The following is a 14,711-nucleotide window of genomic DNA, read 5'->3' as shown; positions in this document are numbered from 1 at the left end:
TATTGGCTAAGTTCACCGTAGATGCCCTAGCAGCAAAAATTCCCTCTGAGCACCGCGGAACTGCTGCTCTAGCTCTCGTGATGCTCGGCTCAATCAGTCTGCAAGTGTCTACCGCTTTCGCTTCAGACCTTTTCCAGCATTTCACCCCCATTGCGGTCACGGGAATGCGTATGGCGGTTGCGGCAGTCATTCTCTTTTTGATTGTTCGCCCTAACCCATTTGCGCTTAAAGCTTCTGACTGGCCACAAGTGTTGTTATACGGTCTTGTTGTTTCGCTCATGACCGGAAGTTTTTATATGGCGGTTAGCTATATTCCATTAGGAATTGCAGTAACCGTCGAATATCTAGGCGCTTTTGCTATTTCCCTTTTAGGTGTTAAACGTGTTCGAGATAGTTTCATCTCTCTAGGTGCATTAATTGGTGTTGCGCTTATTGCTGGGCCTACTTTTGAAAGTAGCCATCTTATTGGCTATCTTTTTGCGGTGATGAGTGCAACGTGCATGGGTGGGTACACGTTCTTATCTGCTCATCTTGGCACTAAAGGTTCTCCTGCGGTAAGTGGGCTCAAAGGCTTATCTCTATCTATTTGTTTCTCAGCGTTGTTATTGACTCCGTGGTCTGCTCCGTCATTTTCACGAGTAGATCTCAATGGCTGGTTCTTATTGGTCATGGTTGGCTTCCTTGGCGTTGTCGTAACGTATTCCTTTGATGCAATTGCTGGTCGTATTACCTCACCGGCGGTTATTGGTGTGTTATTTAGTTTGGATCCGGTGAATGGCGCAATTATTGGGACGCTTCTTTTGGGTCAGGTACTGTCTATTTGGGCGTATGTTGGCATCGTCTTAATTGCGTGTTCTGGTGCGTTATTGGTCTGGCAGACGAATAAGTCAGCTATTAGGATTTCGGCTAATACTGCGATACTTGATGTGGTGGTTTCTACTCGTACTCAGCAGTTGCCAGTGATTAGTAAAGACCTCAAATAGGTCTAGGTTGTTCGAAGAGTAGGGTCAACGCGCTGACTTTTGGCAAGGGGTCAGCGCGTTTTCTCATATACTAAAAATAAGTTTTTCTTAAATGTTCTATTCGGTTATTCTTAACAGTAAATTTGACCCGAACACCTACAGGTGAACTGTTAACCACTCAGGTCTACCGCTATTATTACGTACATCACATACCCAATTCTCTAGGGGGCTCCTCAATGAGCAACACTACATTCCAGATTGCCGCGCTGGTCATCTACTTCGCCGGCATGATAGCCATCGGGCTCTGGGCAAAAACTAAAAACAACAACCTCGATGATTACGTCCTCGGCGGCAGATCCCTCTCCCCTACCACCGCCGCACTCTCCGCAGGTGCATCCGACATGTCAGGCTGGCTCCTCATGGGTCTACCCGGCGCACTATACGTCGCAGGACTAGCAGAAGCATGGATTGCCATCGGACTAACCATCGGCGCATGGATCAACTGGAAAGTTGTCGCACCACGACTACGTAGCTACACCGAAATCTCTCGAAACTCCGTTACCGTACCAGTCTTCTTCCACAACAGACTACGAGACAACACCAAACTCCTACGTATCATCTCATCCCTCATCATCCTCATCTTCTTCACCTTCTACGCATCCTCCGGCATGGTAGCAGGCGGAAAGTTCTTCGCTTCATCCTTCGGGCTAGACTTCCATATCGGCATGCTGCTCATCGCAGGAATTACCGTCCTCTACACACTCTTTGGTGGATTCCTCGGCGCATCCTACACCGACATGGTTCAAGGATTCCTCATGCTAGGTGCGCTCATCCTCATGCCTATCTTGGCACTATTCTATGTAGGCGGTCCTAGCGGAGCATACGAAACCATTTCAGCGGTCAACCCCACCGCACTTTCACTCTTCGCAGGAACATCTTTCATCGGAATCCTCTCCGCATCAGCATGGGGTCTAGGATACTTTGGGCAGCCACACATTATCGTGCGCTTCATGGCACTACGCACCCCGAAAGACGCAATCGCAGGACGACGTATCGGCATCGGCTGGATGGTTCTCACCGTCATCGGAGCCTGCTCATCAGGACTTATCGGTATCGCATACTTTGCAAAACACCCTGATGCAGCACTCACCGACGCCAAAAACGCAGAATCTGTATTCCTCGATATGTCACAGATACTGCTACCTTCTTTCGTCTCAGGTTTCATTCTTGCAGCAGTACTCGCCGCAATCATGTCAACCCTCTCCTCACAGCTCGTTGTCTGCTCTTCAGCCCTTGCCGAAGACCTCTACGGAGTCGTCACACAAAAACCACTCGAAGCAGCAAAAGGACTATGGCTCGGACGCATGGGTGTACTCGTTGTCTCTATCATTGCAGCAATACTCGCATGGAACCCCAATAGCTCCATCCTCGAACTAGTATCCTTCGCATGGGCAGGATTCGGTGCAGCCTTCGGCCCCATCGTCTTACTGTCTCTCTTCTGGAAAAAACTCACCAACTGGGGAGCTATTGCCGGACTCATCGCAGGAACTATCACCGTGTTTATTTGGGGAAACAACGAAGCTCTATCCAGCACTTTCTACGAAATTGCTCCAGGTTTCATCGTTAACCTCGTATTTGCGGTAGTCATCTCCTACGCAACATACTCACCCAACCCAGAGATTGAACAAGAGTTCGACGCCGCAGCATTAGCAGCAAAGAACTAAAACTTCTCACCATACAGCTCAGGCGGGTACCACTAAACACCAGTGGTATCCGCCTGAGCTGTTCTTTATCCTTCATCTTCCAGCCAAGATACAGAACGCAACGGTAGACTAAACCCATGACCTATACACTGCCCGAAACCGTATCTGATATTTTTGACCCTCAACAATGGCGCACCGTCGAAGGCTTCGAAGATTGCACTGACATCACCTACCATCGACAAGTACTCCGTGACGACAACGGCAACTACATCAAAGACCTCCCCGCCGTACGTATCGCGTTCAACCGCCCAGAAGTACGCAACGCTTTTCGCCCACACACCGTTGATGAACTTTACCGCGCACTCGACCACGCTCGCATGACCTCTAGCGTCGGAACGGTACTCCTAACCGGCAATGGCCCCTCCCCCAAAGACGGCGGTTGGGCATTCTGCTCCGGCGGTGACCAACGTATCCGCGGACGTGACGGCTACCATTACGCCGATGGCGACACCGCAGAAAGTATCGACCCAGCACGCGCAGGGCGACTCCACATCCTCGAAGTTCAACGACTCATCCGCACCATGCCCAAAGTGGTTATTGCTCTCGTCTCAGGGTGGGCTGCCGGCGGAGGACATTCCCTCCACGTCGTTGCAGATCTCACCATCGCATCCGAAGAATACGGTAAGTTCAAACAGACTGACGCTACCGTCGGATCGTTCGACGCCGGCTATGGTTCGGCTCTACTCGCACGTCAAATCGGACAAAAAAATGCTCGTGAAATTTTCTTCCTCGCACGAGAATACAACGCTCAAAGAATGTACGAGATGGGTGCAGTCAATGAAGTTGTACCCCACCAAGAGCTAGAACGTAAAGGGCTAGAATATGCAGCGCATATTGCTCGACAATCCCCCCAAGCTATTCGTATGCTCAAGTTTGCGTTCAACCTTCCCGACGACGGTCTGCTCGGACAACAAGTCTTCGCAGGAGAAGCTACCCGCCTAGCCTATATGACCGACGAAGCGGTAGAAGGACGAGATGCATTCCTAGAAAAGCGTGAACCACGATGGGAAGAGTACCCTTACTACTTCTAATCTGATACCTCAATGGAGGCTCTGTCACTGCTCTGTGAGGGGCAGAGCCTCCGTTGAGGTCTTCTTATATCAACACGCGTAGAAAGCATTGTAGAGAACACCCTATGACCAACCGTTTTGACCCGTCACGTTTAAAACCGTTTTATCTGCCGCACCCCGATATCTCACAATCTCTACATTTAGATGCACAGCGTCCACAAGCACATTCACCAGCAGATATCATCCAGTTCTTTGAAAAGTTCTTCAGCATAGAACCTCAGAATCCAGAAGATATTGCGCTTTTAGTGGGCACATCAGGCTCCACAGGAACACCTAAAACCACGATGCTCAGTCGTGCAGCCTTATTACATTCTGCTCAAGCAACAGCTGAAGCAACCGGTAGCCAGTATTCACAATGGTTGTTATGTTTGCCCGTGCACTATATTGCCGGAGCACAGGTACTCGTTCGCTCCGTCCTCAATGGAACCTCCCCCATCGTAACCAATTCCATCAGATACAACACACGATTTAGCAGTGAAGATTTTCTGAACAGTGCACGCTCAATGACAGCCGAGAAAAAGATGGTGTCACTTGTACCAACCCAGTTACAACAGCTTCTTGATGATGTACAACGGTTTCCAGAGCTCCTTGAACTCTTACAAGGGTTCTGCGGTATTCTTCTAGGCGGCGCACCAGCTTCTATCGCGTTACGTGAACAAGCGCAAAAGTATCAGCTTAAGATATTCACCACCTATGGAAGTGCAGAAACAGCGGGCGGTTGCGTCTATAACGGTCGTCCTCTGTCATCAACTCAGCTTCGTATCGAAACACAGCATCCAGAAGATACGGTAGGCAGAATCTGGTTAGGCGGCAAACATATTGCACACGGGTATCTTGACCAACCACAGCGTACCGCGCAACATTTTTGGTGCGATAACAACGGAACACGATGGTACCGCACCGACGACATTGGCTCTTTATCACAAGGGTTTTTAGAGGTTCACGGTCGAGCCGATGACATCATCATTAGCGGTGGAGTAAAAATTTCGCCCGCACCTATTGCACAATGTTTAGAATCTCATCCTGCGGTCGTTTCTGCTTTTGTTTTTCCAGTTCCTCACCGACGATGGGGGCAAGCAGTAGGGTGCGTCGTTTACGCCCCTGAAGAATCACCGGCACGATTATCTCCCCAATTGCAGCAGTTATGCCAGAATCTAGAACCTGCACAGCGTCCTAAATATCTCCGAGTTATCAGCACTTTGCCTCTACTTTCCACAGGAAAACCAGATCGAGAAGCGCTCCATACGCTATTGCATGAAGGATCAGGTCAATAACTTTTTCTTCATCAAGGATTGCAGAAGAACAACTCCTGTTTCGTTCAGTATGAGAGAATGAGAGGTGCTTTAGCACCACTAGATGTTGTACCGCAAGAAAGGAATAATACGTGGCTACTCCGGCTCAATGGATTGAGGGGGCGCGTCTACGCACCTTGCCGCTAGCTGTGGCACCCATTATTGCCGGTTCAGTTGCAGCGTTTGAATTAGGAAAGTTTGACCCGTTCAGAGCTTTTCTTGCTTTTCTTGTCGCCTTTTTTCTCCAAGTAGGCGTCAACTATGCCAATGATTATTCAGATGGTATCAAAGGAACAGATGAGATAAGAGTTGGCCCATTACGTCTGGTAGGTTCAGGTGTAGCGAAACCGAGCCATGTTAAATACGCGGCTTTTAGTTGTTTTGCGTTATCTATGATTGCTGGATTCTACCTTGTATTCCTCGCGCAACAATGGTGGTTTTTAGCTATTGGAGCATCAGCTGTCTTTGCAGCATGGGGATATACCGGAGGTAAACGACCCTATGGGTATATGGGGTTAGGAGACCTCTACGTTTTTATCTATTTTGGTCTTGTTGCTACAGTTGGTACGCTCTTTACCCAAAGCGCCCATTTAAGTACTACCGGCTGGGTGAGCGCAATATCTATTGGATTATTCTCTTGCGCATTATTGATGGCCAATAATATCCGCGATATCCCAACCGATAAAGAAAGCGGAAAATATACTCTAGCTGTACGTTTTGGGCAGAAGTGGTCGCGCAGAATCTATGTTCTTGAGATGCTCTGTGCCCTAGCTATTACTCTCATACTCGTACCAGAAAACCCTTGGTACATGCTGGTTTTTATTCTCATCGGGCCGGTACTTCACTCATGTTTTGTGGTACTAGCTCCGACTCACGGCAAAGAGCTCATCCCTGTACTCAAACAAGCTGGGCTCGTTACTCTTGCATATAGCCTGCTTCTGGTACTTGCTGCTTATTTAGGAACTCTCGATATATTCACCGTAGAAGCACCCACCTTTACCGGTTTCTAATATGAGGGCATCATACGAGACTAAAAATCTAGCCCCTGTGATTTTTTCATCTTCTCTACATACTCATCTTCAACGAGAGTATCTTCATGTTTAATGTTCTTTGTTGGAAAGAGTTTCCTCCACAGTTGTGCAACCTCGACCCCTGCGGCTTCACGAAGCTTCGGGAAGAACAGATACGACAACGATAAAGACATAAGAAGCGCAAAAATAATAGAGAGTAGCACCGCAATTTTAAGTGCCCAAACACAAATCAAGCTAATACTAAAAACGAGGGCAAGACGGAGAAGAGTATATTTGAGCAGGTTCATAGACACTAGTCTAACGAACTTTTCTGGTTGTTCGATCAGTACCAAACCCTCGATAGCTCTCAGGAGTACAAGTAGCAATGTTTAAGGAAGAATTCTTTGAGAGAAGATAGCTGGTTGAGGGTATCTTCTTCTTCCAGAAAATCACACCCCATAAAGTAGATATTGTTCAGCTATCCATGGAACACTAATATCTATGGTTCGCGCAATAATGATTATCGGCTCTATCGCCCTACTGCTTGGCATCATCATCTATTCCTTAATAGATTGCATCCGTACGGAAAATCATCGGGTTAAAGTCTTCCCAAAACCAGTATGGTTTTTAGCTATTCTTATCTTCCCGCTTGCTGGAGCCTTATTATGGTTGTTCTTTGGAAAACACGCCGCTTCACAGGTTTCTTCCAACGCTCCCGATAATGATGAGGAGTTCCTCAAATATCTTGAAGCACGTACCAAACGTCAGAGGAGAGAAAAAGACGGTAAGGCTAACCCCACCCCCATACAAGACGCTGACGATGAAAACCCCGACGAGGGCTCTCACGACTCCACGTCCTCATAATGCACGTTAAAAGGCTGTTGGGTTACCACTAAAAGTAAGTAGTGGTAACCCAACAGCTTTTTAAACACTCATCACACCTTATACGGTGTTACCGGTTATAGTCCCGAGTAGCTGTGCAAACCAGAGAAGAAAATATTAACTACTGTAAAGTTAAAGATGATGCATAGATAGCCCACGATAGAGAGCCATGCAGAAGGTGCACCAGACCAGCCGCGTGTTGCTCGAGCGTGCAAATAGGCGGCATAGACAACCCAGATCACGAAGGTCCATACTTCTTTCACGTCCCAGCCCCAATAACGGCTCCACGCTTTCTGCGCCCAAATAGCGCCAGCTGCCAGAGTAAACGTCCACATCACAAAACCAACGGTGTTAAGACGGAACGCAAAATTCTCTAGTGTCTGAGACGAAGGAACCATCGTCATAAACGGCATTGAAGGTTTCTGACCAGCAATAATTTCTTTTTCACGACGAGACTGCAGAAGCTGAAGAATAGCCATTGCAAAGGTAATTGTAAAAATACCTGAAGCAAGAACAGCAATAGAAACGTGAATAACAAGCCAATACGACTGCAAGGCAGGTTTGAGGTGTCCAACAGGAGTAGGGAATGCAATCGTTGCCGCACACATCATAATAAGGGCAAGACCCGAAACCAACATTCCCACAAAACGTACGTCACGGAAAATCAGAAGAATCAAAAAGACGGTAGAAACAACTAACGCACCAGTTGTACAGAACTCATACATGTTTCCCCACGGAACACGGTGAGCAGCAATACCACGAGTCACCACACCAATAGCATGAACTAACGCACCGATAATCATGATGGCAACTGCGATACGAGCGGCACGACGAGGGCTCGTATCAGTACCCCAACGCATTGAGCTATCCGCAACTTTACCTTCAAGTTTGCGTTCTGCAGCGCGCTTATAGCCAAGCCCGCGAGCGCCCGTGCCTTTCTCGCTGCTGTCAATATAGGAGGTGCGTTTGTGCGCTGTTGTGGCAGCTTCGAGGGGTTGATCAGTGGCGTTGTCCTGTTGTTCTAGTTGTCGGACAGTGCGTGAGTGAGAGGCAACATCTGCGGTGAATAGGATAAACGCTATCATGTAGATAATTGCTGAGATGTACATGAACAGCTCGCTCCATTGGGCGAGGGATGCGTTAATCATCTGCTAGTTCTTCCTTCAGGTATGGGGGGGGTGAAGTGTTTTATGCTTCGGTGTCTTCTGCTTCACTAAATTCTAGTTCCCAACAGCGAGCGAAAGCTTCTGTGAGCTTATCAGCTTCCGGTAGGAGTCGTGGGTCTTCTCCTCGTGCTAGTAGAGCATATTCTACGGTGAGGTTCTGTCCGTCTCGATAAGCACGTACCCAGACACGACGTCTAGGGACAAATAACGAGATAATCAGTCCGGTGAAGGCTAGAACAAATGACCAGAAAACAATACCTTTTCCAGGGTCATAGTGAATGTCTACACCAATATAACGCTTATACCCCTCAAAACTGATTTTTCCTCGTCCATCTGGCAGATTTTCTTCGGTGTGAGTAGCGGTGAGGATGATGCCGTTTTGTTGAGCCATCGAGTTCATCTCGGTGAGTTTGGAAGTGTCGAGAATATATACGTTTTGTGGGACGCCTTCGTCTAATCCTAAATCACCGTAGTAAGACTGTAGTACGAGCGTAGGGTTATATGGTCCAGCGTCGAGTGATACAGGAACTCCAGCACTGTTGTATCCTCCGGTGGGTAGGAACATTCCAACAAAACCTAGTTGGTCGGGGTGTGCATCAGGAACTTTAAGTACGATGGATGAGTTGTATTTAGGGTCGGTGGTGAGTCCTACGACAGGGCCTTCAAAAGCGATGGTTCCGTCGGGGTTGGTTACTTTGATAACGGGTGCGTAACCGTTGCCGGCAAGGTTGATGCTGTTTCCGTCGATGGATAGTGGTTCGTTGACTTTGAGCGTTTCGTTTCGTTGTTCTCCAGAATGGTCGTTGACTTTGAAGGTTGCTTCATAACCAATGTCAGAACCGTAGCTGGCAGATTCGCGTTGTCTGTCGTATTGAACCTCAAAGTTTTCAAGTGTTAAAGAGTATGGGGTGAGCCAGTCTGGGTTGTAGTTTGTACCGGGGGTAAAAGAATCGTAGCTAATGAGAGAGTTGACAAAGGTATCGCCTTCAACCAAGATTTTTTGTCCTCTGTATCCCAGTAGGGAACCAATGGCGATGCCGATGAGGATACCAATCATGGATAGGTGGAAAAGAATGTTTCCGACTTCGCGTAGATACCCGCGTTCTGCGGCGACGGAGTAGCGTCCTTGATCTTCAACGTGGGTTTCTACTCTGTATCCGCGGCGGGAGAGGATACGGGCAGCATCATCGATGGCTTCTTGTGCGCTGAGTTCTTCGAGGGAAGCTGGTATTTCTAGTGTGCGGTGGATGGGGAGTCGTGCGAGGTTCTTGGGCGTGCGTACTGGAGGTTTGCGCCACATCTGGTAGTGTTTTTTGGCGCGTGGTAGTACACATCCAATGAGAGAGATAAACAGCAAGAGGTATATTGCTGAGAACCATGCGGAGCTGAAGACGTCAAATAGCTGGATTTTATCTGCGATAGGTCCCCACGTGGGGTGATTTTCGATGTAGTCGTTGACTTTAACGGGGTCTTGTATTCGTTGTGGGAAGAGCGACCCAGGAACCGCTGCTACTGCTAATAGAAGAAGTAGAAATAGTGCGGTGTTCATTTTTGTAAGTTGCGTCCACGCCCATTTTGTCATTCCCCAGACGCCAAGAGCGGGTGCTTGAGATGTTGTTTGTTCTCCCATAGTGTGCCCTTAGTTTTAGATTGGTAATTCGTAGGTAGGTAGTGTGGCTTGTATCCAAGAAATCATGGAATTCCATACTCCAGTAATCATGAGCGCTCCGATCAGGATGAGTAGTACGGCTCCGCATTGTTGGATACGTCGATGGTGTTGTTTAAGCCAGCGTAGGCGTTGTGTTCCACGGAGAATACCTAATGCGACGATGAAGAATGGGATGCCTAGACCTAAGCAATAGGCAAAGGTGAGTGTTATTGCTTTTGCCGTATTTGCGCCGTCAAGGTAGACCAATGTTTGTACGGCAGCAAAGGTTGGTCCAATACAGGGTGCCCACCCTAACCCGAAGGTTAGCCCCAGAAGGGGTGCTCCCCAAAGGCCTGAGGGTGCTTTAGAGTGAACAAGTTTGCGTTCTCTTTGTAGCCAAGGGATTTTGCCCCAGAAAACTAGTCCGAGAAGAATGACGAAAGTTCCGAGAAGTATTTCAACCCAGCGTTGCCCTCGAAGCCATGGGGCTGCTCCTAATTGTGCGAAGACAACGCTTAAAAGAATGAAGACGGTTGAGAAGCCGAGGATAAAGAGAGCCACTGCCCCTAGGGCGTATCTGGTGTTGATGTTTTTGGTGTTTCCAGACAGCCCTGTCATGTACCCGATGTAGCCCGGTACGAGGGGTAGGACGCAGGGTGAGGCAAAGGACACCAGACCAGCGAGGACGGCTAGGGGTATGGCTAACCATAGTGACCCGTCGATAATAATTTCTCCGAAAGTGTTCACTATTTTTGGGCGTCCTCAAGAAGTGTTCTCACGATAGATTCGTCAATTTGTCCTAGTACACGTGAGGTGACACGGCCTTGGGCGTCTATGATGAGGGTGGTGGGGACGGCTTGTGCGGGGACAACTTGTGAGAGTTCGTAGAGCACTTTTCCTGTTGAGTCTTCAAAGCTGGGGTATTCGACAGAGAACCGGCGTTCAAAGGCTTCTGCTGTTGCTTTTTCATCTCGAACGTTCACACCGTAAAAATGTACTTTGTCAGCAAATTTTTTGTGAAGTTTAACCAAAGCGGGTGCTTCTGCTCGGCAGGGAGCGCAACCTGCATACCAGAAGTTAAGTAGGATGGGTTTTCCTCTTAAGGATTCTGCCGTAATTTCGGTGCCGTCATAGAGTGTTCCGGTGAAGTGGACGGGTTCGGTTCGTTTTTCTGGCGGAAATTCGGTCACAGAGCCATCCCCTGCAATATATCCTTTTGAGTCTCCTGCGTCTGCTTGTGCAGAAAGAGAATCAGACGATGAGCATGCGTTCAGTGTTAGTACACCGGCGGCCGCTCCGAAGCTGAGCAGGTGACGGCGTGAAAGTCGCTGTTCCGGTGTTTTCTGGTGAGGGTTTAGCATGATGTTCTTTCGAGTGTGCTCAATGTCTGGGGATTCGCAAAAACTGTTCAGGTAAATTTTCTGTGTTATGTTCCAGGCAACTGTATGACGCCGTTGTAGAGTGCTGCGGCAGGTTCGCTGTAGCTGATGTGAGGGCGTTCTTTACCGTCTAAGTCGCTAAAGGTGCAGGTTGTGATGGAGGCGAGGTTGCATTCTCTGGTTCGAGGGTCGTGAGGGAGTGTTTTCCCTTCGATACTACGTCTGACGAGCCAGATAGGAAGTTGGTGAGAGACGATAATAGCTTCGGCGTTCTCTCCCCCGATGTCATAGGCGTGTTGAGCGGTTTGGCGTACAGCTTGTGCCATACGTTTGACTTGTTCTCGGTAGGGTTCTCCCCATGAGGGGCGTAGCGGATTGTAGAGCTTAGCCCAATGTTTTGGGTGCGTGAGCAGTTCTTGGGCGTTGACGTGTAGCCCTTCAAAATAGTTTTCTGCTTCAATCACACGTGGATCGTGATGTGCTTCTAATCCGAGCAGTTCAGTGATGGGTTCTGCCGATTCTTGAGTGCGTGTCAGTGGTGAGCAGGCAAGGTAGACAATATTTGCGCCGTTATGAGCACGCTGCGCGAATTCTTCGGCGCTCAAACGGACCATTTGGCGTCCTCGTTGACTCAGATGGTAGTTGGGTAGACGTCCGTAGACGATACGTTGAGGATTTTCTACTTCCCCGTGGCGCATAAGATGGACTTTAACCTGAAGTGAGCTCATTGTTCTAGTCTCTCAAATAGTTTGTCTCATTCCCAATTCTGTAACCTGTGAATTGTCAGAACAAGTGGTGAGTTGTCTCTTAGTGTTGATGTTTTGTGGAGATTTTTTGATGCAGTATTTTCTCTAGGCGTCGTGGGTTAATTTGCCAGAAGTCTTTCACGTCTCCGTCGACAAGCACTACGGGAATTTCAATGGCGTGGCGGGCTTTGAGCTCTGGAGAGTTCTCAATGTTAATTTCGGTGAAAGTGAGCCCGAGACCTGTGGTGACGTCGTGGACTACCTGACGTGCTTTATCGCAGAGGTGACAACCAGGTTTGGTCAATAAGGTTACCTCAATGGGTGTTGTTGAGGGGTGTTGTTCGTGCATAGGTGTTTCTTGTTTGTGAGCGGGGTTGGCGGTTGTTAAAAAACAGTGCCTCGCCCTACTGTTAGCAGTTGAGGACGAGGCACATAAAGCTCATAAGAACTTACTTCTTATTGCGACGCTGGTGGCGGGTCTTACGAAGCAACTTGCGGTGCTTCTTCTTGGACATGCGCTTACGACGCTTTTTGATAACTGAACCCATAGGATTCACCTCACTTACATTCGATACCCGGCATCTCTACCCATCGTAGATATGAGATGTTAGCTATCCGGGCGCGGTTTATACCGGTATAAACGCTTCTTAAAGACCAATTCAGGCATAAAAATGCCTGAACGGAAGAAAACGCTCTCTGTATAGAGTACAAGCATTCTCGAAATTTTCCGCATTCTGAACGAGATTCATGAACATTTTCTCGGATAAAAAGCTAAAATCTGGGTCTACATCTTCAAGAATGAGATGTAGACCTCAGATTTTAGGTGATGATGAGAAAGCTATCGTTTCTTCTTCTTTTTCTTTTGAATTTTTTTGTTGATGGTGTAGACCTTAGTACTCACTTCAGGTTCTTCAGATGAAACATCAGATTCTTGAAGTTCTTCGACAGTGGATCCTTCAGAAGTAGAAGGGTAGTCCTCTTCGAGATGTTCTTCTTCTAAGGCACGCTGCTCTTTTCGCGAAAGGCGTGGGGTCTCATCAATAATCTGAGGTTCTTTGGCGTCTTCAAAGGCTAGTTCGTACCCTTCAGGTGCTAACACCTGAGCTTCAGAATCGGAGGATAAAGATTCTGTATTTTCTTCGGGTTCGTTCTCTGTGCCCTGCTGGTGAGAATGTTGTTCTGTAGTGTTTTGGGGTTCTTCTGTCGTGTTGTGTTCGACAGCAGATTGACCTTGTTCAGGACGCACCCCAAAACCTAGCCAACGCCCAATAAAGTTTCCTTTCTTCTCTGTTGCAGAAGATGTTGGAGTCTCTAGCGCTGGCTCTTGTGGTTCTTCGATGCGAGGGTGTGATCCTGGCACAACTTTTCGTGCTGATGGCTTTGCTCGCAGGGTATCTGATGATGGTTGAGTCCACGATGTATCACCATTTTTGCGCACTTTGACAGGGGGTTCTCCGTGTGGAGTGCGATAAATAGGTTTGATAACCGTCGCGTGGACAGGAACGCTTACTGTCCCTCGTACTTTACGTGTACGTCCTGCTGTTGGAGCACGCAAAACATTGTGAACAGGTGGTTGAGGCTCATTCTGGACAACAGATTTTTTCTCCTCTGATACAGCAGCGACAGAAGAATGCTCAGAGCTTTGTTCAGCAGTTGAGGTGTTATCTGTTTCAGATGTTTTGCGGTGGGAGGGAGTTTCTTCTTGCGCAGAAGTCTCTGAGCTGTTTTCTTCACCGGTACTTATTGAGGTGTTCTCTTCAGCTGAAGTTCCCAGTTCTTGTTCTTCGGCAGAAACCTTATCTTTGCGTTGTTCTTTAGCGTACTCTTGTGCAAGAGTCCACCTTTGAACTTTCGGCTGTTCAGGGGAAGGTTCGCTCTTAAGATTCTCTGAGGCGGTATCCCCCTGTGGACTCGTTGTTTCGGCAGTAGTTGCCGGTGTAGTGCCAACATTTTCAAGAGCTTCGATGAGCGAAGGTGCGATAGCTTCTTCCCAGTGGTCGGGGATCAGGTCGTCATCATCAATTTCGATAGGTTCCATTGCTACCACTGTTCCTGGTAATTCATGAGCAACAGCGGTTTCTTCGTTGAGGTCAAGACTTGCCTCAGTGTATTGGCGTTCAATATTGGCGATGAGTAGTTGTTTCGCTAGCGTTGTGTCACGGTATCGGATAGCTTCAAGCAACGCACGGTATTCTGCGCGTAGTCGAGTTGCTGTCGCGCTCCAGAGAGGGACACGTCCCATAATCGAGAGTAGATAGTCCGTAAGCGAAGTTCTCAGAGCCGTCATAAGCCCTGTTATGAGCTGGTTACCAGAGAGCTTTGTGAGCGCAATATGAAAATCTACTTCTAGCTGGTGGAAGGCGTGAGGGGTGGTTCCTTCGTATTGCATCTTTTCAAGGATGCGTTCGAGCTCGTCCATGGCAGGGTTTGCTGGGTCTGCGTTTTCGATAGAGAACGTTTCAAGCAGAATACGTGTTTGGATGAGATCACGAACGGGGTAACGTGAGCTTGCCATATGTAGACGTAGGGCTGGGGTGACAGAGGCTGCCGGTTCACTGACGAGGTGAGCGATGATAGTCTTCCGTTTCCCCTCATAGAGTCTCAAAACTCCCATTGTCTCAAGGTATTTGAGTGCTTCACGGGTACTTGAGTGACTTGCTCGGATAATATCAGCAAGTTTTCTATCGTCGGGCAAGCTTTGCCCAAGGTGCAGTCTTCCTTCAAAAAGCTCTGTTTCAAGCCAGTTAAGAATTTTCTGGTACACAGACATGGATAGCTTCTACGTATTCTTTC

The 14,711-nt window shown here is 48.2% G+C and carries 15 protein-coding genes; 6 read left to right on the top strand and 9 right to left on the bottom strand.

The features are described 5' to 3' along the window. The first annotated feature begins 2 nt into the window (after positions 1 to 2). The 5 genes from ACN08W_RS01880 (at position 3) to ACN08W_RS01860 (ending at position 6,097) form a co-directional block, all read left to right on the top strand. Positions 3 to 983 (top strand): EamA family transporter, encoded by a 981-nt coding sequence (locus ACN08W_RS01880; protein WP_419102624.1) that lies wholly within the window; start codon positions 3 to 5, stop codon positions 981 to 983. Positions 984 to 1,198: 215 nt separating this feature from the next. After that, positions 1,199 to 2,686 carry a sodium/proline symporter PutP gene (putP, locus tag ACN08W_RS01875; protein ID WP_419106579.1) on the top strand — a complete coding sequence of 496 codons (1,488 nt, stop codon included), beginning with the start codon at positions 1,199 to 1,201 and terminating at the stop codon, positions 2,684 to 2,686. A 116-nt stretch (positions 2,687 to 2,802) separates the two neighbouring features. Further along, positions 2,803 to 3,756, top strand: coding sequence for a 1,4-dihydroxy-2-naphthoyl-CoA synthase (locus ACN08W_RS01870; RefSeq protein WP_419108644.1), 954 nt, complete (start codon positions 2,803 to 2,805; stop codon positions 3,754 to 3,756). Positions 3,757 to 3,860: 104 nt separating this feature from the next. Next, positions 3,861 to 5,069, top strand: coding sequence for an AMP-binding protein (locus tag ACN08W_RS01865; RefSeq protein ID WP_419108643.1), 1,209 nt, complete (start codon positions 3,861 to 3,863; stop codon positions 5,067 to 5,069). A 110-nt stretch (positions 5,070 to 5,179) separates the two neighbouring features. Continuing rightward, the gene (locus ACN08W_RS01860) at positions 5,180 to 6,097 is read left to right on the top strand and encodes a 1,4-dihydroxy-2-naphthoate polyprenyltransferase (RefSeq protein ID WP_419102628.1); all 918 of its coding nucleotides are present in this window, start codon (positions 5,180 to 5,182) and stop codon (positions 6,095 to 6,097) included. A gap of 20 nt (positions 6,098 to 6,117) precedes the next feature. On the opposite strand, the gene ACN08W_RS01855 is transcribed toward ACN08W_RS01860, so the two are convergent. Further along, positions 6,118 to 6,405, bottom strand: a complete 288-nt coding sequence (locus tag ACN08W_RS01855; protein WP_419106581.1) for a DUF4229 domain-containing protein — start codon at positions 6,403 to 6,405, stop codon at positions 6,118 to 6,120. Between the two features lie 193 nt (positions 6,406 to 6,598). Here ACN08W_RS01855 and ACN08W_RS01850 point away from each other — a divergent pair, with 193 nt between their 5' ends. Beyond that, positions 6,599 to 6,961 (top strand): PLD nuclease N-terminal domain-containing protein, encoded by a 363-nt coding sequence (locus ACN08W_RS01850; protein ID WP_419108642.1) that lies wholly within the window; start codon positions 6,599 to 6,601, stop codon positions 6,959 to 6,961. A 95-nt stretch (positions 6,962 to 7,056) separates the two neighbouring features. Here ACN08W_RS01850 and ccsB read toward each other — a convergent pair whose 3' ends face one another. The 8 genes from ccsB to ACN08W_RS01810 form a co-directional block, all read right to left on the bottom strand. After that, a complete protein-coding gene (gene ccsB / locus ACN08W_RS01845) occupies positions 7,057 to 8,127 on the bottom strand; it encodes a c-type cytochrome biogenesis protein CcsB (RefSeq protein WP_419102631.1) in 1,071 nt (356 codons plus the stop codon). Positions 8,128 to 8,167: 40 nt separating this feature from the next. After that, the gene (gene resB / locus ACN08W_RS01840) at positions 8,168 to 9,775 is read right to left on the bottom strand and encodes a cytochrome c biogenesis protein ResB (RefSeq protein WP_419108641.1); all 1,608 of its coding nucleotides are present in this window, start codon (positions 9,773 to 9,775) and stop codon (positions 8,168 to 8,170) included. Between the two features lie 15 nt (positions 9,776 to 9,790). Then, complete coding sequence (locus ACN08W_RS01835) at positions 9,791 to 10,543, bottom strand: cytochrome c biogenesis CcdA family protein (RefSeq protein WP_419102826.1); 753 nt, start codon at positions 10,541 to 10,543, stop codon at positions 9,791 to 9,793. Continuing rightward, the gene (locus tag ACN08W_RS01830) at positions 10,540 to 11,154 is read right to left on the bottom strand and encodes a TlpA family protein disulfide reductase (RefSeq protein WP_419106584.1); all 615 of its coding nucleotides are present in this window, start codon (positions 11,152 to 11,154) and stop codon (positions 10,540 to 10,542) included. The genes ACN08W_RS01835 and ACN08W_RS01830 overlap by 4 nt, the downstream gene beginning before the upstream one ends. Positions 11,155 to 11,219: 65 nt before the next feature. After that, complete coding sequence (locus ACN08W_RS01825; protein WP_419106585.1) at positions 11,220 to 11,900, bottom strand: histidine phosphatase family protein; 681 nt, start codon at positions 11,898 to 11,900, stop codon at positions 11,220 to 11,222. Between the two features lie 79 nt (positions 11,901 to 11,979). After that, a complete protein-coding gene (locus tag ACN08W_RS01820; protein ID WP_419106586.1) occupies positions 11,980 to 12,267 on the bottom strand; it encodes a glutaredoxin family protein in 288 nt (95 codons plus the stop codon). Positions 12,268 to 12,367: 100 nt separating this feature from the next. Beyond that, entirely contained in the window at positions 12,368 to 12,466 is a 99-nt protein-coding gene (locus ACN08W_RS01815) for a 30S ribosomal protein bS22 (protein WP_005504750.1), read from the bottom strand. Between the two features lie 290 nt (positions 12,467 to 12,756). Continuing rightward, on the bottom strand, positions 12,757 to 14,688 hold the full coding sequence (locus tag ACN08W_RS01810) for a FadR/GntR family transcriptional regulator (RefSeq protein WP_419108640.1): 1,932 nt from the start codon (positions 14,686 to 14,688) through the stop codon (positions 12,757 to 12,759). Positions 14,689 to 14,711 lie beyond the last annotated feature (23 nt).

Source organism: Rothia sp. CCM 9419 (genome assembly GCF_048512815.1).
Taxonomy (GTDB): Bacteria; Actinomycetota; Actinomycetes; order Actinomycetales; family Micrococcaceae; genus Rothia.
This window is presented reverse-complemented; position numbering and strand designations above follow the sequence as displayed.

Bases quoted from the DNA above. Each gene is read 5' to 3' on its own strand.
- putP (WP_419106579.1), top strand. From the start codon at position 1,199: ATGAGCAACACTACATTCCAGATTGCCGCGCTGGTCATCTACTTCGCC.
- ACN08W_RS01870 (WP_419108644.1), top strand. From the start codon at position 2,803: ATGACCTATACACTGCCCGAAACCGTATCTGATATTTTTGACCCTCAA.
- ACN08W_RS01865 (WP_419108643.1), top strand. From the start codon at position 3,861: ATGACCAACCGTTTTGACCCGTCACGTTTAAAACCGTTTTATCTGCCG.
- ACN08W_RS01855 (WP_419106581.1), bottom strand. From the start codon at position 6,405: ATGAACCTGCTCAAATATACTCTTCTCCGTCTTGCCCTCGTTTTTAGT.
- ACN08W_RS01850 (WP_419108642.1), top strand. From the start codon at position 6,599: ATGGTTCGCGCAATAATGATTATCGGCTCTATCGCCCTACTGCTTGGC.
- ccsB (WP_419102631.1), bottom strand. From the start codon at position 8,127: ATGATTAACGCATCCCTCGCCCAATGGAGCGAGCTGTTCATGTACATC.
- resB (WP_419108641.1), bottom strand. From the start codon at position 9,775: ATGGGAGAACAAACAACATCTCAAGCACCCGCTCTTGGCGTCTGGGGA.
- ACN08W_RS01830 (WP_419106584.1), bottom strand. From the start codon at position 11,154: ATGCTAAACCCTCACCAGAAAACACCGGAACAGCGACTTTCACGCCGT.
- ACN08W_RS01825 (WP_419106585.1), bottom strand. From the start codon at position 11,900: ATGAGCTCACTTCAGGTTAAAGTCCATCTTATGCGCCACGGGGAAGTA.
- ACN08W_RS01820 (WP_419106586.1), bottom strand. From the start codon at position 12,267: ATGCACGAACAACACCCCTCAACAACACCCATTGAGGTAACCTTATTG.
- ACN08W_RS01815 (WP_005504750.1), bottom strand. From the start codon at position 12,466: ATGGGTTCAGTTATCAAAAAGCGTCGTAAGCGCATGTCCAAGAAGAAG.
- ACN08W_RS01810 (WP_419108640.1), bottom strand. From the start codon at position 14,688: ATGTCTGTGTACCAGAAAATTCTTAACTGGCTTGAAACAGAGCTTTTT.